Origin of the sequence: Bacteroides neonati, assembly GCF_000499785.1 — a bacterium.
GTDB lineage: Bacteria > Bacteroidota > Bacteroidia > Bacteroidales > Bacteroidaceae > Bacteroides > Bacteroides neonati.
On the sequence record NZ_HG726020.1, the window covers coordinates 972,999 to 998,127 of the forward strand.

Annotated in this window: 24 protein-coding genes; 23 read left to right on the forward strand and 1 reads right to left on the reverse strand. The window is 43.5% G+C overall.

Going from position 1 to position 25,129, the window contains the following annotated elements; genetic code table 11:
- The first annotated feature begins 4 nt into the window (after window positions 1–4).
- Genes TY03_RS07080 through TY03_RS07105 form a run of 6 tightly spaced genes read left to right on the forward strand, consistent with a single transcriptional unit; the run spans window position 5 to window position 6,835 of the window.
- Entirely contained in the window at window positions 5–1,372 is a 1,368-nt protein-coding gene (locus tag TY03_RS07080) for an Mfa1 family fimbria major subunit (RefSeq protein WP_042368560.1), read from the forward strand.
- Between the two features lie 19 nt (window positions 1,373–1,391).
- Window positions 1,392–2,351, forward strand: a complete 960-nt coding sequence (locus tag TY03_RS07085; protein WP_042368562.1) for a fimbrillin family protein — start codon at window positions 1,392–1,394, stop codon at window positions 2,349–2,351.
- Between the two features lie 41 nt (window positions 2,352–2,392).
- Window positions 2,393–4,540 carry an FISUMP domain-containing protein gene (locus TY03_RS07090; protein WP_081713065.1) on the forward strand — a complete coding sequence of 716 codons (2,148 nt, stop codon included), beginning with the start codon at window positions 2,393–2,395 and terminating at the stop codon, window positions 4,538–4,540.
- Between the two features lie 17 nt (window positions 4,541–4,557).
- Window positions 4,558–5,562, forward strand: coding sequence for a BF2992 family fimbrillin-A clan protein (locus TY03_RS07095; RefSeq protein WP_042368566.1), 1,005 nt, complete (start codon window positions 4,558–4,560; stop codon window positions 5,560–5,562).
- 28 nt (window positions 5,563–5,590) lie between these two features.
- Window positions 5,591–6,505, forward strand: a complete 915-nt coding sequence (locus TY03_RS07100; RefSeq protein ID WP_081713066.1) for a DUF4906 domain-containing protein — start codon at window positions 5,591–5,593, stop codon at window positions 6,503–6,505.
- Window positions 6,506–6,523: 18 nt separating this feature from the next.
- Window positions 6,524–6,835, forward strand: coding sequence for a hypothetical protein (locus TY03_RS07105; RefSeq protein WP_042368570.1), 312 nt, complete (start codon window positions 6,524–6,526; stop codon window positions 6,833–6,835).
- Between the two features lie 112 nt (window positions 6,836–6,947).
- Here TY03_RS07105 and TY03_RS07110 read toward each other — a convergent pair whose 3' ends face one another.
- Window positions 6,948–7,562 (reverse strand): DUF5715 family protein, encoded by a 615-nt coding sequence (locus tag TY03_RS07110; RefSeq protein ID WP_148335624.1) that lies wholly within the window; start codon window positions 7,560–7,562, stop codon window positions 6,948–6,950.
- Between the two features lie 229 nt (window positions 7,563–7,791).
- Here TY03_RS07110 and TY03_RS07115 point away from each other — a divergent pair, with 229 nt between their 5' ends.
- The 17 genes from TY03_RS07115 (at window position 7,792) to miaA (ending at window position 24,995) form a co-directional block, all read left to right on the forward strand.
- Window positions 7,792–8,808, forward strand: a complete 1,017-nt coding sequence (locus TY03_RS07115) for a PhoH family protein (protein ID WP_042368574.1) — start codon at window positions 7,792–7,794, stop codon at window positions 8,806–8,808.
- A complete protein-coding gene (locus TY03_RS07120) occupies window positions 8,805–9,749 on the forward strand; it encodes a phosphoribosylaminoimidazolesuccinocarboxamide synthase (RefSeq protein WP_042368576.1) in 945 nt (314 codons plus the stop codon). The genes TY03_RS07115 and TY03_RS07120 overlap by 4 nt, the downstream gene beginning before the upstream one ends.
- Window positions 9,749–10,486 carry a bifunctional demethylmenaquinone methyltransferase/2-methoxy-6-polyprenyl-1,4-benzoquinol methylase UbiE gene (gene ubiE / locus TY03_RS07125; protein ID WP_042368578.1) on the forward strand — a complete coding sequence of 246 codons (738 nt, stop codon included), beginning with the start codon at window positions 9,749–9,751 and terminating at the stop codon, window positions 10,484–10,486. Before TY03_RS07120 ends, ubiE begins: the two co-directional genes overlap by 1 nt.
- A 21-nt stretch (window positions 10,487–10,507) precedes the next feature.
- On the forward strand, window positions 10,508–11,248 hold the full coding sequence (locus TY03_RS07130) for a shikimate dehydrogenase family protein (RefSeq protein WP_042369263.1): 741 nt from the start codon (window positions 10,508–10,510) through the stop codon (window positions 11,246–11,248).
- Window positions 11,249–11,258: 10 nt separating this feature from the next.
- A complete protein-coding gene (locus TY03_RS07135) occupies window positions 11,259–12,209 on the forward strand; it encodes an alpha/beta hydrolase (protein ID WP_042368581.1) in 951 nt (316 codons plus the stop codon).
- A 44-nt stretch (window positions 12,210–12,253) separates the two neighbouring features.
- On the forward strand, window positions 12,254–13,180 hold the full coding sequence (locus tag TY03_RS07140; RefSeq protein WP_042368583.1) for a TPM domain-containing protein: 927 nt from the start codon (window positions 12,254–12,256) through the stop codon (window positions 13,178–13,180).
- A 50-nt stretch (window positions 13,181–13,230) separates the two neighbouring features.
- Window positions 13,231–13,821, forward strand: a complete 591-nt coding sequence (locus TY03_RS07145; protein WP_042368585.1) for a LemA family protein — start codon at window positions 13,231–13,233, stop codon at window positions 13,819–13,821.
- A gap of 66 nt (window positions 13,822–13,887) precedes the next feature.
- Complete coding sequence (locus TY03_RS07150; RefSeq protein WP_052332419.1) at window positions 13,888–15,342, forward strand: MAC/perforin domain-containing protein; 1,455 nt, start codon at window positions 13,888–13,890, stop codon at window positions 15,340–15,342.
- 384 nt (window positions 15,343–15,726) lie between these two features.
- Entirely contained in the window at window positions 15,727–16,893 is a 1,167-nt protein-coding gene (locus TY03_RS07155; protein WP_042368587.1) for an AIR synthase related protein, read from the forward strand.
- Between the two features lie 4 nt (window positions 16,894–16,897).
- A complete protein-coding gene (gene prfA, locus TY03_RS07160) occupies window positions 16,898–18,010 on the forward strand; it encodes a peptide chain release factor 1 (RefSeq protein ID WP_042368589.1) in 1,113 nt (370 codons plus the stop codon).
- Between the two features lie 18 nt (window positions 18,011–18,028).
- Window positions 18,029–18,853 (forward strand): orotidine-5'-phosphate decarboxylase, encoded by an 825-nt coding sequence (pyrF, locus tag TY03_RS07165; protein ID WP_042368591.1) that lies wholly within the window; start codon window positions 18,029–18,031, stop codon window positions 18,851–18,853.
- Window positions 18,853–20,079: an HD domain-containing protein gene (locus TY03_RS07170; RefSeq protein WP_042368592.1), complete on the forward strand. Its 1,227-nt coding sequence runs from the start codon at window positions 18,853–18,855 to the stop codon at window positions 20,077–20,079. The genes pyrF and TY03_RS07170 overlap by 1 nt, the downstream gene beginning before the upstream one ends.
- 98 nt (window positions 20,080–20,177) lie before the next feature.
- Window positions 20,178–21,218 carry a UDP-3-O-(3-hydroxymyristoyl)glucosamine N-acyltransferase gene (lpxD, locus tag TY03_RS07175; protein ID WP_042368594.1) on the forward strand — a complete coding sequence of 347 codons (1,041 nt, stop codon included), beginning with the start codon at window positions 20,178–20,180 and terminating at the stop codon, window positions 21,216–21,218.
- Window positions 21,219–21,221: 3 nt separating this feature from the next.
- Entirely contained in the window at window positions 21,222–22,607 is a 1,386-nt protein-coding gene (locus TY03_RS07180; protein WP_042368596.1) for a bifunctional UDP-3-O-[3-hydroxymyristoyl] N-acetylglucosamine deacetylase/3-hydroxyacyl-ACP dehydratase, read from the forward strand.
- A gap of 2 nt (window positions 22,608–22,609) precedes the next feature.
- Entirely contained in the window at window positions 22,610–23,377 is a 768-nt protein-coding gene (gene lpxA, locus TY03_RS07185) for an acyl-ACP--UDP-N-acetylglucosamine O-acyltransferase (protein WP_042368598.1), read from the forward strand.
- A gap of 25 nt (window positions 23,378–23,402) precedes the next feature.
- Window positions 23,403–23,969, forward strand: coding sequence for an IS1096 element passenger TnpR family protein (locus TY03_RS07190; RefSeq protein WP_042369266.1), 567 nt, complete (start codon window positions 23,403–23,405; stop codon window positions 23,967–23,969).
- Between the two features lie 117 nt (window positions 23,970–24,086).
- Window positions 24,087–24,995, forward strand: a complete 909-nt coding sequence (miaA, locus tag TY03_RS07195) for a tRNA (adenosine(37)-N6)-dimethylallyltransferase MiaA (RefSeq protein ID WP_042368600.1) — start codon at window positions 24,087–24,089, stop codon at window positions 24,993–24,995.
- Window positions 24,996–25,129: the final 134 nt, after the last annotated feature.

Consider the following 25,129-nt stretch of genomic DNA (forward strand, 5'->3'; position numbering starts at 1 on the left):
AACAATGAGATACTCTAAACTAACATATCATTTATTGATAACTTTCATTTCATTGATCTATTTTAGTGGATGCGGAGAAAATAACGATTTATTTATCGACACGCACCCTCAAAAAGAGAAATCGATGATCCAAGCAACACTTTTACTTTCGCTCAAAGATCTTGATATCCATACAAGAGCAAACAGTTATTTTCTTGCGGGTACTGAAGAGGAGAGTTCTGTTAAGAAATTAACAGTTTTCATAGTAGATGCGAGTGAAGTAAAAGACTATAGTTTTATAGCCAATATTCCAGATGATAAAAAAATATTTATTAATGTAACAACATCAGAGGGAATAAAGACCATATTTGTCGGAGCAAACATGACCACTGAGCAAATTGATGCTGTTAAAAATGCACCTGATAAGAACCCGGAACAAAGCCTCAATGAAATTAGTAAAATCGCTACTAATAATAATTTTCTCATGACCGGACAGGCCGTTTCCAATGACGGCAGTAAAGAAATTCAAATTGTAGCCGATGAGACTATTCCCATCAATGTTTCTTTGAACCGTGTAGTAAGCAAAGTGCTACTCACTTGTAGTACTGACAATGTGGATGGAGTAGAATATATATCATTGCCGGAGAAAAACGGTTATATACGCCTATCCGATATACATTACGTGCTTTCCACAACCAATAAAAAGTTTTATCCGTTTGCCAAGGCTAATAATGAAGATCCCAATTATGGGATTACAAAAACGATAAGTGAATCTTTTGAATCCAACTTTTTCACATCACCCGAAACGGTAATGGCAGGAGCACCTGCTTTAAAATTCGATGCAACTAGAATCAAAAAAGAAGTCGGTCGCTATACAGAAGGTATCTATTGTCTGGAAAACACAATAGATTTAGAGGGGAACACCTATTCAGGCGACCTGAGTATACCTAAAAAAGTTGGTACATATCTAAAAATAGCAGCCAAATTTACACCAAAGCAGATAAACAATATTACTGTATTAAGCGAATCAGAAGCCCAACAAAAATTGGCAAACGGAACTTTCTATGTCTGTAAGAAAGCCTCCGAAAATATCAAGAAAATATGCTATAGCAGTATTGATGCAGGAAAAGAGTTTCTAAAAGGTTACGGAATAACCGAACTGACCGACGAGGATTTCATTGTTTATGAGGGGGGATGGCAGTATTATGAAACGTTTATCAACTCTCCCAAAGACTTTAGCGAGAATTCGGGTTTACTACGTAACAACTACTATATTGTACATATAAAATCATTTACTGCTCCTATACAGGAAAAGACGATAGAGGTAAATACCATTGTAGCTTCCTGGAGTATTAAAGGAATCACGCATATCGATATAGAAACAGGTAACTAATCAATGGAGGAACAAAGTCATGAAACAAATCAAATATACAATACTTTATATACTATTTCCGATTGCCGGTATTTTCAGCAGTTGCAACACGATATTGGAAGATAGTTATTCTTTCCCCGACAGCGAAAAAACAATGAAAATAGCTGTTACCCGCAGCTTGGGTTCAACGGTTATAGGTGGAAAACTAATCCTATGGAAGGCTCAACCAGGCGATTATACGACTGTTAATGTAAATGATTTGAACGCCTATTCTATAGAGAAACTAAACACTGGAAAACCTTATCCAAAAGATAATTCGACGGTTTACATCAGTGGTTTCTCGCCAATGGATATGCAAGCAAGCAGTTCTTATCAGACATTAAATATGCCTGTAGGAGCTAGCCCCGGAACAGTAGATGTATGCACTTCGAACACAGTCAGTGGAAGCGCTTCCAGTCCGTTCAACGAGACTATGACATTCAAACATACATTAACTAAGATTATTTTCAAAGCCAGACGTCATGAAACGATGACCGGAATCAGAAATGTTGGAAACATCACAATTACTATCCCGATGAGCTATCTCCCCACTGAGTGGAACTGGAATAATGCTCCAGAAGAAATGAGTTATCAAGTCAACTCCTCTAAACATGCAACCAGCAATCTAACACTTACTCATCCCGATATTATATTTGAAAATAATACGGAAGAGATAGGAACTTGTTTTCTAATGCTACCAGTCAATAACATCGGCAAACTGCAAAGTATTCGTTTAACTGCCGATATAAAGCTGATCAATAGCGTAGAAATAGACAAAAGAATTGATTCGACTATAGACATACAATTAATGGATACCAATAACCAACCTATAAACAAAGCGCAAGCAGGTGAAAGCTATGAGATTCTTTTTAATTTCCAACAAAACTCCTTCACGCTTATTGCCAGTCAATTAGATGGATGGGAAAAGGGAGGATTGATTTATGTACCTGTAAAGCCATAAACAAGTAGAGCATTAAAACTATAAAGAAAAAACATACTACGATGAGTCGGAATTTAATAACATACAGCCTCACTTCAATCATGACAATCATAACTGCATTGTCGTGTACGGATGATTCGGAATTTACTTCCGACAATGGTAATGGCCTATTCAGCCTTGTCTCTGATAAAGGTATATTTACCCGTGCTGCAAGCGAACAGAAGTTTGCCGAAGGAACTGCTTATCAGCTTTACGCTATACAAGGGAGCAGTTTCGAACAGAATTATTTAACTGCCCCAGCAAGCAATCAGCCGGTCACCGGATATGAGTCGGCAGACCATAATAGTATCAAAGGCATTACTGCAAACTCTTTCAACGGGAAAACGTTGAATTTTTATGCAGTAACCAATAGCACTTCTCAGCCTATTACCATCATACCCGGCACGAACGAAGCACCTACTTGCCTGATCGAATACCCGAAAGATGCTCCTCTAACGGATGTAATGTGGGCAAAAAAAGAAAATCAAACCTATTTAAATTCAGGTACGATCAAGTTATTATTCGGCCATACATTGGCTAAGTTAAACATGTATGTAATGAAGCATTCGGAATACGGAAATATCCAAGTCGACTTAAAATCAATAGCCTTAACAGACTATCCAAGCGGTTCATTAAACATGGGAAACGGTAAATTCAACTTAAATGATAAAGACAGCAGAAGCATGTCTTGTACGGTGTATAATGGCACTCAAACAGTAAATAACATAGCTTCTGCTGTTACTACCAACAACAAAGCAGTTACTCCGATGGTATTTCCTACCAGAAAAAGCAATCTGGTGAGTAGTGACAGAGCAAATCACTCGATGAAAATCAAGGTGAATATTCAAATAGGAGGAGAGACAACAACTCAAGAAACAGAAATTGTTTCCACCATGGCAGAAGGAGTGAATACCCCTGTAGAGGTTCCTTTTAAGTTTGAGAGCAATCGTGAGTATGATATGGTTATTACCATCACTAAGAGTTCACTGATTGTAACTATCGTGCCCCGTGCTTACGATTGGATACCCTCCGAGGAGATAAAAACAGACGAGCAAATGGGTAGTTCTATGACCATAGGAGGTATTACCTGGATGGATCGTAATCTGGGTGCAACCAGTGGTGATCCCTTGGCTAATGATCAGGAATGGGAATATAGCCGTGGATATTATTATCAATTTGGAAGAAACATCCCTTATTTTGTCAAAATGGTAAAAGACTCAAAAGGAATAGTGTCTGCTCCGTCAAACGGAAATTGGCATGAAGAAGAATCACAACCTTATCCATTTATTGTAGATAAAGAGGATGAAAAGCCCATAGCAATAAAAAGATTACAAAACCTAACCTATTTTTTTCAAATAGCACAAAACCCAACGGATGCTAAAAACCTTAAGTTTAACTATTATTACACCAACGACCCTTATGAAGATTGGGATATCGGGCATCAAACGAGTGGCAGTAATTGGGAAAGCACTCAAAAGCAACCTTGTCCTAAGGGGTGGCGTTTGCCAACTGTAGATGAGTTTAAGCTGGTTATTCCATCCACTGAATCGGCAGGAGATATTACGTTCAGTCTAGGTCAACATCCACACTCTAATATGTATACCCAAGAAGAAATTAACGACCCGGAACCGGGATCTTCATCTATTTACGTTGGAGTTAGAAAAGACGTAGGAATATTAACCGTAGGCAGAGGCAATTCTATTTACGCATTGAAGCGAAAAGGTACAAATAATGCATACTTCCTAAGATGGCACATAGAAAAAGCCGGAATTTTACCTATGGATAACAAACATACAGATGCTTCACAAGCAGGAGACAAATACCGTAATGTATTGGTTATCTCACGGTATCCGGCAACTAACAGTAGTTCTCTTTCTACTGATAATGTTGCTAAAGCCGCCAATTGGGATAAGCCTGTTGAACAAATTAAACTACCCATTTCGGGATATATACATGTCGGTAATGATTCGAAAAACATCGATCGTCCGGCTCTAATCTATAGTGGCACCGAAGCTGTTTATTGGACTAGCTCAACTGCCGGCGATAATTCATGTACAGTGCGAATGAAATTTGCAGGCGACTCTAACAGCAGCCAAATTATGATATACAATTCGGAAATCCGAAGTAATGGTTGCCTGATACGTTGTGTGCGCGACACAAAAACCAACTAAAGTAAAGGAGGAGAAAAATGAAAGCAATATATCGAACAATTGTTTTATTATTGATAGCAATGATGACACTATCGGCATGCAACAAGGAAGAATCGCCGGAAGCCTATAATGCAGAAAACGTAGCCATTATACCTCAACTATCAGGTGTCTATGCAGTAGCTCCGGCAGCTAAAGCAGGAACACGAGCCGTAGATCATCCGGATCTACAAACAATCATTAATTTACCCGAAGGAACAACCCTACGTCTCATAGCCCAAAAAGGATCACAGGCTGCTATTATGCAGGATTATGTGGTGCGTACCCCAGACGGTGGGTCACAATCCCTCTATCCTTGCAAGATAAATAATACGACGGGACAAATCATCTCTGAGAGCAAAGATCCGATGTATTTATCAGAAGGAGTCTATAAGGTTAATGCAGTATCTCCGGCTCATAAATATAGCAATGGGCAAATGGTAATTAATAACGGCGAATCCGTTTTAGCCAATAACGATCACTGGATACAAACTGCCACTACCTCATTGACCATTACAAAAGCGGACAAAAGTAAAGTTATTCTGCTTAACCCGCTGATGCAACTCACGGCTCGTATGACATTCGATTTGTCAGGAGATAAAGAGACAGGAGTTTCTTCCATTTCAGTCATGCAAGATGGTATCGAAATAGATAGAATAAGGGAAGGTAGTGTCACGCTAACTAATGTAGGAGATTCTATTCCGGCTATTATGTGTGCTAATTACAACCGTATATTCATCAAGGAGAGTGACATCAAGAAGCAAGAGAATGGAAGTCTACGGGGGGAGATATGCCTATTACCTATTGACAACCGTGCCACCCCCATGGTGGTTATTCTCAATTTAATGGTAAACGGAGTACCTACACAGTTTACTTTTTCCATTGTCAATAAAGTACTCTATGCCGGTTATTCGTATAATTACAAGATAACTGTAAGAATTAAAGACAATATTACAGTAGCTAACTGGCAGGAAACATCGTGGAGCACAACAGTTAGTGGAGAATAAATAAAAACAGATATAAAAACAATCGAAGATGAAACAAGCATATATCTTTTTACTAAGCTGCTTATTATTGACAGCTTGTACCAAAAACGAAGAATGGATGAGCAATGTATCTAAAGCAGATACAGTAGCCGTTCAATTAAGTTTGCAATGTGCTGAAATTAGTGTAGACTCACGCGCCACAATCCCACAAGATCCTCTCACAGACAATCCCATGTATAGCTTATGCTTATTGCATTATAATAGTGAAGGACAACTCATTGCAGAAGATACGAAAACTCAAGACTTGACCGATCCACAGCTCAATTATCTATGGAACGTATCATTAAGAAATAGTGGTAACAATATTGAAACACTCTGCTTGGTGGCCAATATGCAAGGAAGTTATCCAGTATGGCCTTCTACGCTGGCCGAATTAAAAGAAATTTGCGTAGGATTACAATTCAATTCAAATACCGGATTAATAGCAGATCGAAAAATGTACATGTTCGGCTATTATGAAGGAAAAATTACAGCCAATCAGAATATACGAATAATGATGGGCCGCATGGCAAATAGTCTGAGGCTGGCCATCAGTGCTGCAAATAGCAACGATCGGTATCGAATCAATAAAATAGAAATTAATAAACCATCTAGAGAAACATATTTCTTTCCACGTAGCTCTACCGATAGAAACTTCTCCAACAACATAGTCGAACTATTTAATAGTAATAATACAATCGGCAAAGGGGGGGCTACAGAACTTTTATTCTATTACCAAACCGGAGAAAACATTTCTCCGTCACAATCAAACAGAACTTCTGTTATTATCACAGCAACAAAGAATAATGCCAACCCGAAAACATATACCGTTGTATTAGGTGCAGATGGACCCAATACAACCGTGAATCGAAATTACTCGCTGTATCGCAATAATAACTATACTTTTAACATCTTGTTGAATTAAATAAAAAAGCAACATATAATGGATATACTTGATATTCTTATTCGTGAGTCAGAAAACAGCTCCAAAGTGTATCTGTATGAGGAAAATGGTCAATGGTGCGCCTATGAGCGTTCGGCCCGACTAATAAGGCTAATTATGCTAAACAAGGCGAAAATAACCCAAGTCAACTATGAGCAATATCAGATCATGCTTGATCGGGCAGAATTGGATTTATCCAGACTGATTTACTACCCCATTGTTTCCTGTTCCGATCATGAAATCATTATAGACTTACATGCGTTCAAGTTCTCGGAAGAAAAAGAATTATTCACATGGCTATATGGGTATTAAAAAATATTGTTTGTTTTGTTTGTGTTCCTCATTACACTTCACTATCGTCTGTGAAGATAAGAGTGAAGTGAATGGGGATTTTCTACAACCACATAGTATGGTGCACGACGTACTATCTCGTGGTAATATGGAAACATCCCTGTTTCAATTCGTACTTCACATAACACTTATCTGCCTTACTCATATCGCGCAGTACTTCCGAAAGTACTAATTTAAGCGTATCGGCTCCAACAGCCTGCAAAGGGCGTCCATCAGGGTCTTCAACTTTCGCAAAGCGTTTCCAGCTTACATCAAAAGTGGTACCATAGAAATGGGCTGAGTTTTCGGACGCATTCCCATTGCGACGACGCAGTCGTTTTACATCATCGCGAGTGCGCAACACCGAAGTAACCACAATTTGATTGGGATTTAACCCTTTGTTGGTCAGCGAATCGATAAAGATTAAACCAATACTATCCAGCAATGTACCGGCACGAGGTACCAGATAGGGAATAGAATGCGTAAGCGAGTCGACCACATAATGGTCATTGGTTTCAATATGCACCAAGCCATCTGTCATCTGTTCAGCCTCCTCCCGCGAAGATATAGGACGGATGCCCAATGCATGAGCAGCCTGCAAATGCTTGTCATTCAAGTCGCCAAACGACCGCTTGTAACTAATCACTCCTTTAATATTTCGTGGTTCGTTCATTTTCAGCGACATATCCTTCTCTTTACAACCGGACATTGAAAAACTTAACCCGCAAAGAAGCGAAGAGAACAGCAAGTGGCAGAGTTGTCTATTTGTAATCATTAGTTGATCTTCTTGTTTTATTAAGGATGCAAATATAGCCTGTTTGTTTGTTACGGGAAAGCGCACTGCAAATTAATTCGGCAAGAATCTTCCAAGTATTCAAACGTTTCATTAAATTTGCAGTCCATTTCGCACAAATTGTGTGAGCCTTTAAATTGATTCGATGATAGAAAAGCTGATTGTCCTTGAAGACATTGACCCTGTTATTTTTTATGGGGTCAATAATACAAATATACAGTTATTAAAAGCGTTATACCCCAAACTACGCATTGTAGCCCGTGGCAATGTGATCAAAGTATTGGGCGACGAAGAAGAGATGTGTCTGTTTGAAGAAAACATCACCAAGCTCGAGAAATACTGTGCGGAATATAATTCACTCAAAGAAGAGGTCATCATTGACATCGTCAAGGGGAATGCACCACAGGCAGAGAAGACCGGCAATGTCATTGTGTTCAGTGTAACGGGCAAGCCCATTATTCCACGCAGTGAAAATCAATTGAAGCTGGTCGAAGGTTTCGCAAAGAACGATATGTTGTTTGCTATCGGACCGGCCGGTTCGGGCAAAACATATACCGCCATTGCATTAGCCGTTCGTGCATTGAAGAATAAGGAGATCAAAAAGATCATTCTCAGTCGTCCGGCTGTAGAAGCCGGCGAGAAGCTTGGCTTCCTACCCGGTGATATGAAAGAGAAAATAGATCCCTATTTGCAACCACTTTACGACGCATTGCAAGATATGATTCCGGCTGCTAAGCTCAAAGAATACATGGAGTTGAATATTATTCAAATCGCTCCATTGGCTTTTATGCGCGGACGAACACTCAACGACGCAGTTGTTATATTGGATGAAGCCCAAAACACAACGACGCAACAAATCAAAATGTTTCTTACCCGAATGGGACTAAACACCAAGATGATTGTAACGGGAGATATGACACAAATCGACCTCCCCACATCGCAAACATCGGGCTTAATACAAGCCTTACGCATACTAAAAGGCGTGAAAGGTATCAGTGTGGTAGAACTGCATAAGAAAGACATTGTACGCCACAAGCTGGTAGAACGCATTGTCGATGCCTACGAGAAATTCGATAAAGATACCAAAGCCGAACGCGAAAAGCGGAAAGCCGAAGCAGAAAGCTCTAAATTGCAAATTGCTAAACAGAATATAGAAAGATGAAAGCATTAACTAAAACAGATTACAACTTTCCGGGACAGAAAAGCGTGTACCACGGAAAAGTGCGCGATGTATACAACATCAATGACGAGCAACTCGTAATGGTAGCCACAGACCGTATCTCAGCCTTCGATGTAGTATTACCCGAAGGAATTCCTTACAAAGGACAAATGCTCAACCAGATTGCAGCTAAGTTTCTGGATGCAACACAAGACATTTGTCCGAACTGGAAAACAGCTACCCCCGACCCCATGGTAACCGTAGGTGTTGCCTGCCAAGGATTTGCTGTGGAAATGATTGTACGCGGATACCTTTGTGGTAGTGCATGGCGTGCTTATAAGAGTGGTGTACGCGAAATCTGCGGAGTACAGCTTCCGGATGGCATGCGCGAGAACCAACGTTTCCCTCAGCCAATCGTTACCCCAACTACGAAGGCCGAACTCGGTCTGCACGATGAGGATATCTCGAAAGAGGAGATTCTGCGTCAAGGGCTGGCTACTCCCGACGAATATGCTACGTTGGAGAAATATACACTGGCTCTGTTTCAACGCGGCACAGAGATAGCTGCCGAACGCGGACTGATTCTGGTAGATACGAAATACGAATTCGGTAAACACAACGGTATCATCTACCTGATGGATGAGATTCACACTCCCGACTCAAGCCGTTATTTCTACGCAGAAGGTTACAAAGAACGTTTTGAAAAAGGCGAACCACAGAAACAACTCTCCAAAGAGTTCGTACGCGAATGGTTGATGGAAAACGGATTCCAAGGACAAGCCGGACAAACAGTGCCCGAGATGACCGAAGAGATCGTTAAAAGTATCAGCGACCGTTATATCGAACTATACGAAAACATCACCGGAGAGAAATTCGAAAAAGAAGATACAAGCAACTTACTGGAACGTATCGATAAGAACGTAACAGCATTTCTAACAAAGTAATGAATTACCCACAAGAAACCATCAAGCCCTACGGCAATGACGGAAAGAAAAGTGAACAAGTAGAACAGATGTTCAACAACATCGCTCCTGCTTATGACCGACTGAACCATACCCTCTCATTGGGTATTGATCGCAGTTGGCGCAAGAAGGCGATCAACTGGTTGCGTCCTTTCCATCCACAACAGATGATGGATGTAGCTACCGGCACGGGCGACTTTGCTATTCTGGCCTGTCGTAGCCTCCAGCCCCAACATCTTATCGGAACCGATATATCGGAAGGCATGATGAACGTGGGACGTGAAAAAGTAAAAAAGGAAGGTCTCGCGGGCAAAATAACCTTTGCCCGTGAAGACTGTACCTCCCTCTCGTTTGCCGAACATACATTCGATGCTATCACAGTAGCTTTTGGTATCCGCAATTTCGAGGATCTGGATCGCGGACTTTCCGAAATGTGTCGGGTGCTTACTCCGGGTGGCCACTTGGTTATCCTGGAACTTACCACCCCAGACCGCTTCCCGATGAAGCAGCTATTTAGTATCTACTCCAAGGTAGTAATACCCGTATTAGGCAAAATGCTTTCCAAAGACAATAAAGCGTACAGCTACCTGCCGCAAACGATCAAAGCATTTCCGCAAGGAGAAGTCATGGAGGGCATCATTGCCCGGGCAGGCTTTAGCCAGGTTCAGTTTCGACGACTGACGTTTGGCATTTGTACGCTTTATACGGCGACTAAATAATTGAATAAATTCCCCCACATGATGCAAAAGTATGGTTTAATCGGCTACCCGCTGAAACACTCATTCTCTATCGGATACTTCAACGAGAAGTTTCACTCAGAAGGCATTGACGCTGAATATGTAAACTTCGAAATTCCGGAAATAAACGATTTTAAAGAAATCATCGAAGAGAATCCGAATCTTTGCGGACTCAATGTAACCATTCCCTATAAAGAGCAGGTTATTCCTTTTCTGGACAGCCTTGATCCGGATACGGCTAAGATAGGTGCGGTCAACGTCATTAAAATAATCCGTCAAAAAGGAAAAGTGCAATTGATAGGATACAATTCCGATATCATCGGTTTCACGCAATCCATACAGCCACTCTTGCAGCCCCACCACAAACGAGCACTCATTCTGGGCACAGGCGGTGCTTCGAAAGCAGTATTTCACGGATTAAAAAACCTGGGTATCGACAGTACTTTCGTATCACGTAGCCACGAGCAAGGTGCTTTGCTTTATGAAGAATTGACACCCGAAATCATGGCAGAACATACGGTTATTGTCAATTGTACTCCTGTAGGCATGTATCCCAAGGTCGATTTCTGCCCCAACATTCCGTATGAGTATATTACACCAAACCATTTATTGTATGATTTGTTATATAATCCGAACACTACTCTCTTCATGAAAAAAGGTGAAGAGCGGGGTGCTATAACCAAAAACGGTTTAGAGATGCTGCTATTGCAAGCATTCGCCGGATGGGAAATATGGAATAAATAAGACGTGAGTTATGAGAAGAAAAGGTATTTATGGCATTATCATTCTTGTATTGTTGTTGACCGGAGCAACCATCTTTGGTAGTTTCTATCTACTTAATTTCTCTCTGTGTCCGAACGAGACCATTCTCTCAAAGGATGCCGATTCATATCCTTATATGTATAAGGAATATCCGTTTCTGGAGTCGTGGGTCGACAGCCTCCGACAAGAGGATGCTTTGCGCGATACCTTTATCACCAATCCCCAAGGCATTCAGTTGCATGCCTACTACATTCGTGCACCGCGGCCAACGAACAAAACAGCCGTCATTGTACATGGTTATACCGACAATGCCATCCGCATGTTCATGATCGGATACCTTTACAACCGCGATCTGCAATTCAACGTTTTGCTACCCGATTTGCAACATCATGGCCAAAGCGAAGGCGATGCCATTCAAATGGGCTGGAAAGACCGTTTGGATGTTATGCAGTGGATGAAGCTGGCGCAAAACCTTTATGGCGATAGTACTCAAATGGTTGTACACGGCATTTCGATGGGAGCTGCCACAACAATGATGGTTTCGGGCGAGGAACAGCCCGAGTTTGTGAAATGCTTTGTAGAAGATTGTGGCTATACCAGTGTTTGGGACGAGTTCTCGCACGAGTTAAAAACCTCTTATCACCTGCCCCCTTTCCCGATCATGTACGCGAGCAGCCGATTGTGTCAACAAAAATACGGCTGGAATTTCAAAGAAGCTTCATCGCTCAATCAGGTAGCTAAATGCCGGTTGCCCATGTTTTTCATTCATGGAGACAAAGACACCTACGTGCCCACTTGGATGGTTTATCCTCTATACGAAGCCAAGCCGGGTGCCAAGGAGCTATGGATTGTTCCCGGAGCAGCTCATGCGCTCTCTTATCTGGAAAACAAAGATACATATACCGAAAAGGTACGTACATTCGTAGGGCGTTACATACATTAAGTTCAAAAAAGTTCCTATCTTTGTGTCTGAATAAACCATGCTTTATGAAACAGATACTTACACTCTTCCTTTTTTTCGTTCTACTTTCTCCCTTATCGCAGGCGCAAGAAAAGGTATATACAGTCGACAATATTCCCAAGGTGCATCTGCAAAATAAGATGCAGTATGTATGCAACCCTGCCGGTATTCTATCCGGCGAAGCTTGTGCGCAGATAGACAGTATGCTCTATGCCCTCGAACAGCAAACAGGTATCGAAACTGTGGTAGCCGTAGTGCCCAGTATTGGTCAGGCTGATTGTTTCGACTTTTCTCACGAACTATTAAACAAATGGGGGGTAGGCAAACAAGGCAAAAACAATGGTTTGGTCATTCTTCTTGTTACCGACCAGCGATGTGTACAGTTCTATACCGGCTATGGCCTTGAAGGCGATCTGCCCGATGCCATCTGCAAACGCATACAAACCAAATATATGATTCCTTATCTGCGACAGGGCGATTGGAACAACGGAATGGTAGCCGGCGTTCGAGCCGTATGCCAACGCTTGGACGGATCGATGGTGAACGATACACCTTCGCAAGACGAAGGCGGTTCGTGGGGATTGATCGTATTTGCTCTCTTCGGCTTCATAGGCGTAGCCTCTATCATCAGCGTGCTCGCCGTACGTGCTGCAAGCCGTTGCCCCAAATGCGGAAAACATGAGTTGCAACGTAGCGGAAGCACACTTATCTCTAAACGAAACGGTGTGAAAACAGAAGACGTCGTATACACCTGCCGCCATTGTGGCCATAGCGTTGTGCGCCGCCAACAAACCTATGACGAAGACTATCGCGGACGTGGCAATGGTGGAGGGGGGCCCTTCATTGGCGGCTTCGGCACAGGTGGTGGTTTCGGAGGTGGAGGCGGAGGCTTTAGCGGCGGAAGCTTCGGCGGGGGAATGGGCGGAGGCGGTGGAGCCGGTTCTCGCTTTTAATCTCAAACAGTATATAGTCAATAAATAATCACTTCAAATACAACGATCAAATGAAGAAATCAGTTATTATTCTCCTTGCTATTCTTGCCGTTGTGGCAATCATTGTTATCTCCTCTATCAGCACGTATAACGGATTGGTAACGATGGACGAAAAGGTAAGTGGTCAATGGGCCAATGTAGAAACGCAGTATCAACGCCGTGCCGATCTCATTCCCAATCTGGTAAATACGGTGAAGGGTTATGCCACTCACGAGCAGTCTACCCTCGAAGGAGTGGTCGAAGCACGCAGTCAGGCAACGCAAATCAAAGTAGATGCCGCCAATTTAACACCCGAGAAACTGGCCGAATATCAAAAGGCACAAGGAGCGGTAACACAGGCTTTGGGCAAACTGCTTGCCATCACCGAGAACTACCCCGACCTGAAGGCCAACCAAAACTTTCTGGAGTTGCAAGCCCAACTCGAAGGAACGGAGAACCGAATCAATGTAGCCCGCAAGGACTTCAATGACGCGGCACAGGCATACAACGTCAACATTCGTCGCTTCCCGAAAAGTATCTTCGCTACCATGTTTGGTTTCGAAAAGCGTGCTTATTTCGAAGCAGCCGAGGGCAGTGAGAAAGCACCTGAGGTGAAGTTTTAAACACCTTGCAGCCTTGTTTACGACAAGGCTGCCCAAACACATCAGCCACCAAATACTTAAAAAAGCATGAAAACAACTAAGTGGGTCGGCCTCATCACACTCTTTGTTTGTGCCTCTGCCTTCGTCGGTTGTCATGATGGCGAAACAGGGGACAATATCTCCGGGAGCCATGATCCCTATATCAGCCCTTCAGTGCCTAAAGGCAGCATCTCTGTTCTCGCTTCAGAAACACAGATGCGTCTCGTGCCCGGACTGGGATATGATATTATGGGCGATTATCTAAGCAATAATTCGATCAGAGAAGCAGTCGTCGACTTAGATAAAGTAGATAAAGACCTAATCACGTACATCCAAGCAACCGCAAGCGAAGGGGCTGGATACGAAGGGCACAATATGGTCGAACTTCTTCAATCGATCATGAAGAGAGACTTCGCCGTACCGCCCGAAAATAGAAACGATTTACTATTCACCGGCACATTTACCGACAACAAAGGGCTGGATAGCCATTACGACTACTCCTCTCAATATACCTTTGTGCTCGGGCATAGCGGATCTACCGGTTATCTGTACCGCTTACTTGCACTAAACATGAAGTGGGAGTCGTGCCTCACCGATGAATTCAAAGAAGCACTTGCACTTTACACTCCCAAGGAGATCATCGAAAAGTTCGGTACGCATATACTGAAAGACATTCACCTGGGAAGCTTGATCCGAACTCTCTACCGTACGGTAGTAGCCGACAGCCGGCAAGAGTGTTTACGAACAGCAATTACAGGACAGGGTGCTCGTCAAAGTACCATTTACAAATTCCCTCACATCACCATCACTTATCCGGAAGAGGTAGTAAAAAAGAATTATGACGGAACGATCACGGTTACCTTTCAAGGAGGCAACCCGAAAACATTGCCGACCATTTCGCTCACCCCGAACGAAGTTATAGGCAACCCTATTAATCCCGGTTCTTGGATGCTTAGCAGCAATGAAACCAATGTTGCCTTAACCCGGTTGGAAGGCAATGATCTGATTCCCCTTTACGATGTCGTTGCCGATCCCATAAAAAAGCAGCAACTCAAAGAGGCCATCACTGCGCATATCAAAGCACATCAATTGCCCATGCTTCAAACCGCCCCCATCTTTCAGGCCGGCGACGGAAAGAACCATCGCTACTTTACCTCTTACGACGAACTGACTCGCCAAACACAACCTCCGTATACATGCCACGGTGTTATTGGGAGTGTCTTCGTAGTCCAAACGGCAGGTACCGTCCCCCTTTATCAATTTACAGATGGAAAGAACGACCGCCTGTCCTTATCTCCCACATTGACCGACCGCCAGCCGATGGGATCTCCATACATAATGGGATATGTCTATGAGGAATATCAACCAGATCTGGACCGCATATACGAAATATCCGATGGAACCAACTTTGCCTATACGCTCGAAAACAAGAGTGCCTATGGCGAACGAGGCAGTTGGAAGCAAACAGGCAACTTCTTTTATACAAAAAAAATATCATTATAACACCCGAACAGATACTCTTACTATTCGTTGAGAGCAAAAGTACGTACTTAATGCATTGTTAATTAGTATATTATTGATGCATAAAGTACATACTCTATACATCAAGGAATACGTATTCTTTTAATAGCTGAATATCAACAACTTGCAACATTCCGAACCAATCAATCCATCTCCTCGATTGTAGCGATTTTAAAACATTCTCTCCAAAGTATCAGGCATTCCATCCAACTGTTCATAACAGGCGGTAACGCAAACCTACCACCGTAAAAGCAAAAAACAAGGTAACTTGAATCTCCCCCATGGCTAACTTAATTAATTTGTTGGCTATACAAAAAAAAAACAGTACTTTTGCACCCGTATATACATAATCCTTATAATTAACTCATGAGTAATCAACGATACATGATGCGTGGTGTAAGCGCGTCGAAAGAAGATGTGCACAACGCCATCAAGAACATAGACAAAGGCATCTTCCCACAGGCATTCTGCAAAATCATTCCCGATATACTGGGTGGCGACCCGGATTATTGCAACATTATGCACGCCGACGGAGCCGGAACCAAATCGTCACTGGCTTATATGTACTGGAAAGAGACCGGTGATTTATCGGTATGGAAAGGTATTGCACAAGATGCCCTGATTATGAATATTGACGACCTTCTTTGTGTGGGTGCAGTTGATAACATCCTAGTGTCATCAACTATCGGACGCAACAAGCTGCTCATTCCGGGCGAAGTAATCTCGGCAATCATCAATGGAACAGACGAACTGCTGAACGAGCTTCGCGAAATGGGCGTAGGTGTTTATGCCACCGGTGGCGAAACGGCCGACGTAGGCGATCTGGTACGTACGATTATCGTTGACAGCACCGTGACCTGCCGCATGAAACGTGCCGATGTCATTGACAATGCCCACATTCGTCCCGGAGACGTGATCGTCGGGTTGGCCTCTTACGGACAAGCAACTTATGAAAAGGAATACAACGGCGGTATGGGCAGTAACGGACTGACTTCGGCTCGTCACGATGTATTTTCGAAATACCTGGCTGACAAATATCCCGAAAGCTATGATGCGGGTGTTCCCGAAGAATTGGTTTACTCGGGTGGCTTAAAACTCACCGACGAAGTAGCCGACTCTCCTATCAACGCCGGTAAGCTGGTACTTTCGGCTACACGCACCTATGCGCCCGTAGTGAAAAAACTACTCGACGCTTTGCGCCCTCACATACACGGTATGGTACACTGCTCGGGTGGTGCACAGACCAAAATTCTACATTTCATTGGCGACATGCGTGTGGTAAAAGATAACCTCTTCCCGGTACCTCCCTTGTTTAAAACCATTCAGGAGCAAAGCGGAACCGATTGGGCAGAGATGTACAAAGTATTCAACATGGGTCACCGCCTTGAAATCTACCTATCGCCCGAGCATGCAGCAGAGGTGATTGCCATCTCCGAATCGTTCGGTATCCCCGCACAGATAGTAGGTCGTGTAGAAGAAAGCGAAAAGAAAGAATTGATTATTAAGAGCGAATTCGGCGAATTCAGATATTAATTAAATGACAGACAACAACAGTTTATTAGATAAGCTCGAAGGCCTCGTAGCCCGTTTCGAAGAGATCTCGACCCTCATTACCGACCCTTCGGTACTGGCCGATCAGAAACGCTATGTAAAATTGACCAAAGAGTACAAAGAGATGAGCAGCCTGATGAAGGCTCGCAAAGAGTACGTTCAGCTACTCAACGGCATTGATGAAGCCAAAGACATCATCACCAACGAAACCGATCAGGAGATGCGCGATATGGCTCGCGAAGAACTCAACCTCTGTCAGGCACGCTTGCCCGAGTTGGAAGAGGAGATCAAGATCATGCTGGTGCCCGCCGATCCGCAAGACGGAAAGAACGCCATTGTCGAAATACGTGGTGGTACGGGTGGTGATGAAGCAGCGATCTTTGCCGGCGACCTCTTCCGCATGTACGTGAAGTATTGCGAGTCGAAAGGTTGGAGAGTAGAGGTATCGAGCAGCAACGAAGGAACAGCCGGAGGATACAAAGAAATTATCTTTACCGTAACGGGCGAAAACGTATATGGCACATTGAAGTATGAGTCGGGTGTACACCGCGTACAGCGTGTGCCGGCTACCGAGACTCAAGGACGTGTACATACATCGGCCTCATCGGTTGCCGTACTTCCCGAAGCCGAGGAGTTTGATGTAGAGATCAACGAAGGCGAAATTAAATGGGATACCTTCCGTTCGGGTGGTGCCGGTGGTCAGAATGTAAATAAGGTAGAGTCGGGTGTTCGCTTGCGTTACCTCTGGAAGAACCCGAATACGGGCGAGTCCGAAGAGATATTGATCGAATGTACCGAAACACGCGACCAGCCCAAGAACAAAGCACGTGCCTTAACGCGCCTGCGCTCGTTTATCTATGATAAAGAGCATCAAAAATACCTGGACGATATTGCTTCCAAGCGTAAAACAATGGTATCGACCGGAGACCGTTCGGCCAAGATCCGTACCTACAACTATCCGCAAGGGCGCATCACCGATCACCGTATCAATTATACGATTTATAATCTGGCTGCCTTCATGGAAGGAAGCATTCAGGAGTGCATCGATAAGCTGATGATTGCCGAAAATGCCGAACGATTGAAAGAGAGCGAATTGTAAACGAATTTATATAGAAAGATGAATAAGCAACAACTATTTGAGAACATCAAACGCAAGAAGTCATTCCTCTGCGTAGGTCTCGACACCGATATCAAGAAGATTCCGGAACACCTCCTCAAAGAGGAAGATCCGATCTTTGCATTCAACAAAGCCATCATCGATGCTACGGCCGATTATTGTATTGCCTACAAACCTAATTTGGCTTTCTACGAAAGTATGGGTGTAAAAGGCTGGATCGCTTTTGAGAAAACAGTAAACTACCTCAAAACACAATACCCCGATCAGTTTATCATAGCCGATGCCAAACGTGGCGACATCGGCAATACCAGCGAAATGTATGCCCGCTCTTTTTTTGATGAGCTGAACATCGATTCGGTAACGGTAGCTCCCTATATGGGCGAAGACAGCGTGAAACCATTCCTCATCTATCCCGAGAAGTGGGTGATCCTGCTGGCACTGACCAGCAATAAAGGTTCGCACGATTTTCAGTTGACCGAAGATGCAAACGGTGAGCGTCTCTTTGAGAAGGTATTGCGCAAATCGCAAGAATGGGCGGGCGACGAACAGATGATGTACGTGGTAGGTGCCACACAAGGTCGTGCATTCGAAGACATCCGCAAGATTGTGCCCAATCACTTCCTTTTAGTACCGGGTGTAGGAGCACAAGGTGGTTCGCTCGAGGAAGTATGCAAATACGGAATGAACAGTACTTGCGGCCTGATAGTCAACTCTTCTCGTGGCATCATTTATGCCGATAAGACCGAACACTTTGCCACTGCCGCCCGTGCAGCCGCCAAAGAGGTACAAAGCCAGATGGCAGAAGAGCTGAAAGCTATTTTATAATGCCAGGCGAAAGGAAGCTTATCAATGACCCGGTATTCGGGTTTATCAACATACCCAAGGGGTTGATGTACGACATCGTGCGTCATCCCCTCTTGCAACGCCTTAGCCGCATCAAGCAGCTGGGGCTTTCGTCTGTTGTATACCCGGGTGCCCAACACACACGGTTTCAGCATTCGCTGGGAGCTTTCCACCTGATGACTGAGGCGATTCAGCAACTGATGCAAAAAGGCCATTTTATCTTCGACAGTGAAGCCGAAGCCGTACAGGCAGCCATACTGCTGCACGATATCGGTCATGGCCCGTTCTCTCACGTACTCGAAAATACCATCATCAAAGACGTGTCTCACGAGGAGATTTCGCTGATGTTGATGGAACGGATGAACAAGCAGATGAACGGAAGGCTTAGTTTGGCCATTCAGATATTCAAAGACGAATACCCCAAGCGATTTCTTCACCAACTGGTTAGTGGGCAGCTGGATATGGACAGGCTCGACTATTTGAGTCGCGACAGCTTCTATACAGGCGTCATTGAAGGTAGCATAGGCTCTGCACGTATCATTAAAATGCTCGATGTAGCAGACGATCATCTGGTCGTCGAATCGAAAGGTATCTACTCCATTGAAAACTTCCTTACCGCGCGCCGGCTGATGTACTGGCAAGTATACCTGCACAAAACATCGGTAGGCTATGAGCGTATGCTCATTAGTGCTTTGTTGCGGGCCAAAGAGTTGGCTTCAAAAGGAGTCGATCTATTTGCTTCGCCCGCTTTGAAGTTCTTTCTCTATAACGATATCGACAAAGAGGCGTTCTACAGCCGCTGTGAGTGTCTGGAGAACTTCATCCAGCTAGACGATAACGACATCTGGACCTCTCTGAAGGCTTGGAGCACGCACAGTGACAAGACTCTTTCGACCCTGAGTTTGGGAATGATTAATCGTAACATCTTCAAAGTCGAAATTTCCAATACTCCCATTGGTATAGAAAGAAAAAAAGAATTAACTTTGCGCATCAGCGAACAACTAAACATACCACTTTCCGAAACGAGCTATTTTGTCTCTACCCCCAGTATTGAGAAGAATATGTATAACCCTGCAGATGACAGCATCGATATTATCTACAAGGATGGCACAATAAAAAATATTGCCGAAGCATCGGATATGCTAAACATTTCCCTACTATCTAAAAAGGTAAAGAAATACTATATTTGCTACCAACGTTTGCATTGACAAGTATAAAATATTCATTAAAGAGTAGGGATATCTAAAAAAAAAATCCGTTCTTTGTGTATTGAATCAAAATCATCTAAAATAAAATAGAGTAAAATATGGAGTTCTCGGCTAAGCAAATTGCAGCATTTATCCAAGGGGATATTATCGGAGACGAAAACGCAACTGTTCATACTTTCGCCAAAATAGAAGAAGGCATGCCCGGTGCTATTTCCTTTCTTTCGAACCCGAAATATACATCTTATATCTATGAAACGCAATCAACCATTGTATTAGTCAACAAAGACTTTGTGCCGGAGCACGAGATCAAGGCAACTTTAATTAAAGTTGACAATGCGTACGAGAGTCTCGCTAAATTGATGAACCTATACGAGATGAGTAAGCCTAAAAAAACGGGAATCGACCCATTGGCTTATGTTGCTCCAACGGCCAAAATAGGTAAAAACGTTTATATCGCTCCTCTGGCTTGCGTTGAAGACGGCGCAGAGATTGGAGACAATACAATTATACATCCGCATGTAACCATTGGCGAACAAGCCAAGGTCGGAAACAACTGCATTATCTATCCTAACGTAACGATTTATCATGACTGCCGTATTGGCAACGATTGTGTACTTCATGCCGGTTGTGTGATTGGTGCCGATGGTTTCGGCTTTGCCCCTACCGCAACGGGATATGAAAAAATTCCTCAGATCGGTATTGTGATTATCGAAAACAACGTAGAGATCGGAGCCAATACTTGTATTGACCGTGCTACTATGGGAGCAACCATCGTGCGCAGCGGTGCAAAGATGGACAACCTGATACAGATGGCACACAATGTAGAGGTAGGATCGCATACGGTAATAGCCGCACAGGTAGGTATTGCCGGTTCGGCCAAGATTGGCGAATGGTGTATGTTTGGAGGACAAGTGGGTATTGCCGGACACTCTAAAATCGGTGATAAAGTAGGCTTGGGTGCTCAAACAGGAGTACCGGGCAATATCAAATCGGGAAGTCAGCTCATTGGAACTCCCCCTATGGAGCTGAAACAGTACTTCAAATCATCTATTGCTCAAAGAAGCTTACCCGAAATGCAAAACGAAGTGCGCAGCTTGCGCCGCGAATTAGAAGAATTAAAACAACAATTAAATAAGTAACCAATGTTGAAACAACAAACTCTGAAAGATAGCTTTTCACTGAGAGGAAAAGGTCTTCACACTGGTCTTGACCTGACTGTAACATTTAATCCGGCTCCGGAAAACCATGGATACAAAATACAACGTATCGATGTAGAAGGTCAACCAACGATTGATGCTGTAGCCAACAATGTGGTAGAAACCACACGTGGTACTGTACTGTCGGCCAACGGAGTGAAAGTAAGTACCATCGAACACGGTATGGCCGCCCTATACGCATTGGGCATAGACAATTGCTTGATTCAGGTGAATGGCCCCGAATTCCCCATATTAGACGGTAGTGCCTTGTACTATGTACAAGAGATAGAGAAAGTAGGTATCGAAGAGCAAAGTGCTGTTAAAGATTTCTATGTTATCAAATCAAAAATAGAGTTCCGCGACGAAGAGACCGGTTCTTCTATTATTGTATTGCCCGACGAAAATTTCAGTCTGAACGTATTAGTATCATACGATTCGAGCATTATCCCCAATCAGTTTGCCACACTCGAAGACATGACCAAATTCAAAGAAGAGGTAGCTGGAAGCCGCACCTTTGTCTTTGTACGCGAAATAGAGCCCCTACTCTCGGCCGGACTCATCAAAGGTGGTGATCTGGACAATGCAATCGTTATTTACGAGCGCGAAATGTCTCAGGAAAACTACGATAAGTTGGCCGATGTCATGGGAGTACCTCACATGAATGCCAAACAACTGGGATACATCAACCACAAACCGTTGGTATGGCCTAACGAATGTGCCCGCCATAAGTTGCTCGACGTGATTGGTGACTTGGCACTGATTGGCAAGCCCATCAAAGGACGCATCATTGCTACGCGCCCCGGACATACAATCAACAATAAGTTTGCCCGCCAAATGCGTAAAGAGATTCGTCAACACGAAATTCAGGCTCCGAGCTACGACTGCAATCGCGAGCCGGTTATGGATGTAAACCGCATTCGTGAACTGCTTCCGCACCGCTACCCATTCCAGTTGGTCGATAAAGTAATAGAGATAGGTGCCAACTACATCGTGGGTGTGAAGAGCGTTACTGTAAACGAGCCTTTCTTCCAAGGACACTTTCCCAAAGAGCCGGTTATGCCGGGTGTTCTTCAAGTAGAAGCAATGGCACAAGTCGGAGGTTTGCTCGTATTGAACTCAGTCGATGAGCCCGAACGCTATTCGACTTATTTCATGAAAATCGACGGCATTAAATTCCGCCAGAAGGTAGTACCCGGAGATACACTGATCTTCCGTGTAGAAATGTTAGCTCCCATGCGTCGGGGTATCTCGACTATGAAAGGATACGCATTTGTAGGCGAAAAGGTGGTATGCGAGTGTGAGTTTATGGCGCAAATAGTAAAAAACAAGTAAATATGATAAGTCCCTTAGCATACATTCATCCCGAAGCAATCATCGGAGAAAATGTAGAGATCGGCCCCTTTGTCTATGTTGACAAGAATGTGGTGATCGGTAATAACAATAAAATTATGCCTAATGCCAATATCCTATACGGTTCACGCATAGGAAACGGCAACACCATTTTTCCAGGTGCCGTTATCGGAGCTATCCCTCAAGATCTAAAATTCCAGGGAGAAGAGACACTGGCCATTGTTGGCGATAATAACCTAATCCGAGAAAATGTAACGATCAACCGCGGTACAGCTGCCAAAGGTAAAACGGTGGTAGGTAACAATAACCTGTTGATGGAAGGTGTTCATGTAGCCCATGACGCCATCCTCGGAAACGGTTGTATCATCGGGAACTCCACCAAGATGGCAGGAGAAATCATTATCGACGATAACGCCATCATCAGTGGTGCGGTGCTGATGCACCAATTCTGCCGCGTAGGTAGTTATGTCATGATTCAGGGTGGAAGCCGCTTCAGCAAAGACATTCCTCCTTACATCATCGCCGGACGCGAACCCATTGCTTATTGCGGAATCAATATTATTGGGCTGCGTCGCCGCGGGTTCTCCAACGAAGTCATTGAAAATATTCATAATGCCTACCGCATCATCTATCAAGGAGGGCTGAATATATCTGATGCCTTGAATAAGATTGAAGCAGAAATAACGAAGAGTCCCGAAATAGAGTATATCGTAAACTTTATCCGCAGCTCTGAACGCGGGATCATCAAATAATGTGTCGAATATTAAATTATTCAATATGATATATAGATTTACAATTATATCTGATGAAGTGGACGATTTCGTCAGAGAAATACAGATTGATCCGGAAGCTACATTCTATGACTTCCATGAAGCGATAGTAAAATCAGTGGGTTATACCAATGATCAGATGACTTCTTTCTTTATTTGCGATGATGATTGGGAAAAAGAAAAAGAGGTTACACTCGAAGAGATGGACGACAATCCTGAAATGGATAGTTGGGTCATGAACGATACAACCATAGGCGAGTTGATTGAAGACGAAAAGCAAAAACTGATTTACGTATTCGATTATATGACCGAACGTTGCTTCTTCCTTGAACTTTCTGAAATCATCACAGGAAAAGACATTCAAGACGCTAAGTGTACGAAAAAAGAAGGAGAGGCTCCGAAGCAATTAATGGACTTCGAAGAGATGACTATTACATCTGGTTCACTCGATTTGGACGAAAACTTCTATGGCGACCAAGACTTCGATATGGAAGACTTCGATGCCGAAGGCTTCGACATGGAAGGCGGGTCGGCTGCTCCCGATGCGACTTCGTTTGAAGAAGAGAAATTCTAAATAGAAAAAAGCAAATGGTCAATGACGCGTTTGTGCCCGGCACAGCACGCATCATTGGCCATTTATTACTTAATCAACAACGATCCGTTATTTACTAATCACTCATTCCCAACGTTTATGTCTCAGAAAACGCTGATTGTCCTTATTGGTCCTACAGGTGTTGGTAAGACCGAGCTCAGTCTGCGCTTGGCAGAACATTTTCAAACCGGCATTGTATCGTCCGATTCAAGACAGTTGTATGCCGACCTAAAGATAGGTACGGCAGCTCCTACCGCCGAACAGCTAAATCGAGTGCCTCACTATCTGGTAGGCACATTGCAACTAACCGATTATTACAGTGCCGCCCAATATGAACAGGAAGCCCTCGCGGTGCTCGAGACTCAATTCGAACAACACGATGTGATGATACTGACCGGTGGTTCGATGATGTACGTAGATGCTATTTGCAAAGGCATTGACGATATCCCAAGCATTGACGCCGAAACGCGCGAGATTATGCTCCAACGCTACGAAAGCGAAGGGCTCGAAAAACTATGCGCCGAACTGCGCCTATTAGACCCCGAATACTATAAAATAGTCGATTTACGCAATCACAAACGTGTGATTCATGCACTCGAAATCTGCTATATGACCGGGAAAACCTATACGTCGTTTCGTACGCAGCAGAAGAAAGAGCGTCCGTTTCGTATCATAAAGATAGGCTTAACCCGTGACCGTGCCGAACTGTACGACCGTATCAACCAGCGGGTAGATATCATGATGCAAGAAGGGTTGCTCGAAGAGGCTCGCTCTGTTTATCCATACCGCGAGCTGAACTCGCTCAATACAGTAGGCTATAAAGAATTGTTTCAATACCTGGATGGCAACTGGGAACTACCCTTTGCTATCGAGAAGATAAAACAAAACTCACGTATCTATTCGCGTAAGCAGATGACTTGGTTTAAACGGGATGAAGAGATACAATGGTTTCACCCAGACCAGGAGAAGGACATACTCGATTACCTACAGTTGAAAATTCAAAAATAACGGTAAAATACCACGAGGCCGGGTCACGGACGATTTATGGCGTAAATCATTCCAAGTGATACTCTTTACTCCCAACTTCTTTCTACTAAATTTCTCACAAAACACATCTTATATATAACAAGAGAACTTTGTGC

Bases quoted from the DNA above. Each gene is read 5' to 3' on its own strand.
- TY03_RS07080 (WP_042368560.1), top strand. From the start codon at position 5: ATGAGATACTCTAAACTAACATATCATTTATTGATAACTTTCATTTCA.
- TY03_RS07085 (WP_042368562.1), top strand. From the start codon at position 1,392: ATGAAACAAATCAAATATACAATACTTTATATACTATTTCCGATTGCC.
- TY03_RS07090 (WP_081713065.1), top strand. From the start codon at position 2,393: ATGAGTCGGAATTTAATAACATACAGCCTCACTTCAATCATGACAATC.
- TY03_RS07095 (WP_042368566.1), top strand. From the start codon at position 4,558: ATGAAAGCAATATATCGAACAATTGTTTTATTATTGATAGCAATGATG.
- TY03_RS07100 (WP_081713066.1), top strand. From the start codon at position 5,591: ATGAAACAAGCATATATCTTTTTACTAAGCTGCTTATTATTGACAGCT.
- TY03_RS07105 (WP_042368570.1), top strand. From the start codon at position 6,524: ATGGATATACTTGATATTCTTATTCGTGAGTCAGAAAACAGCTCCAAA.
- TY03_RS07110 (WP_148335624.1), bottom strand. From the start codon at position 7,562: ATGTCCGGTTGTAAAGAGAAGGATATGTCGCTGAAAATGAACGAACCA.
- TY03_RS07115 (WP_042368574.1), top strand. From the start codon at position 7,792: ATGATAGAAAAGCTGATTGTCCTTGAAGACATTGACCCTGTTATTTTT.
- TY03_RS07120 (WP_042368576.1), top strand. From the start codon at position 8,805: ATGAAAGCATTAACTAAAACAGATTACAACTTTCCGGGACAGAAAAGC.
- ubiE (WP_042368578.1), top strand. From the start codon at position 9,749: ATGAATTACCCACAAGAAACCATCAAGCCCTACGGCAATGACGGAAAG.
- TY03_RS07130 (WP_042369263.1), top strand. From the start codon at position 10,508: ATGCAAAAGTATGGTTTAATCGGCTACCCGCTGAAACACTCATTCTCT.
- TY03_RS07135 (WP_042368581.1), top strand. From the start codon at position 11,259: ATGAGAAGAAAAGGTATTTATGGCATTATCATTCTTGTATTGTTGTTG.
- TY03_RS07140 (WP_042368583.1), top strand. From the start codon at position 12,254: ATGAAACAGATACTTACACTCTTCCTTTTTTTCGTTCTACTTTCTCCC.
- TY03_RS07145 (WP_042368585.1), top strand. From the start codon at position 13,231: ATGAAGAAATCAGTTATTATTCTCCTTGCTATTCTTGCCGTTGTGGCA.
- TY03_RS07150 (WP_052332419.1), top strand. From the start codon at position 13,888: ATGAAAACAACTAAGTGGGTCGGCCTCATCACACTCTTTGTTTGTGCC.
- TY03_RS07155 (WP_042368587.1), top strand. From the start codon at position 15,727: ATGAGTAATCAACGATACATGATGCGTGGTGTAAGCGCGTCGAAAGAA.
- prfA (WP_042368589.1), top strand. From the start codon at position 16,898: ATGACAGACAACAACAGTTTATTAGATAAGCTCGAAGGCCTCGTAGCC.
- pyrF (WP_042368591.1), top strand. From the start codon at position 18,029: ATGAATAAGCAACAACTATTTGAGAACATCAAACGCAAGAAGTCATTC.
- TY03_RS07170 (WP_042368592.1), top strand. From the start codon at position 18,853: ATGCCAGGCGAAAGGAAGCTTATCAATGACCCGGTATTCGGGTTTATC.
- lpxD (WP_042368594.1), top strand. From the start codon at position 20,178: ATGGAGTTCTCGGCTAAGCAAATTGCAGCATTTATCCAAGGGGATATT.
- TY03_RS07180 (WP_042368596.1), top strand. From the start codon at position 21,222: ATGTTGAAACAACAAACTCTGAAAGATAGCTTTTCACTGAGAGGAAAA.
- lpxA (WP_042368598.1), top strand. From the start codon at position 22,610: ATGATAAGTCCCTTAGCATACATTCATCCCGAAGCAATCATCGGAGAA.
- TY03_RS07190 (WP_042369266.1), top strand. From the start codon at position 23,403: ATGATATATAGATTTACAATTATATCTGATGAAGTGGACGATTTCGTC.
- miaA (WP_042368600.1), top strand. From the start codon at position 24,087: ATGTCTCAGAAAACGCTGATTGTCCTTATTGGTCCTACAGGTGTTGGT.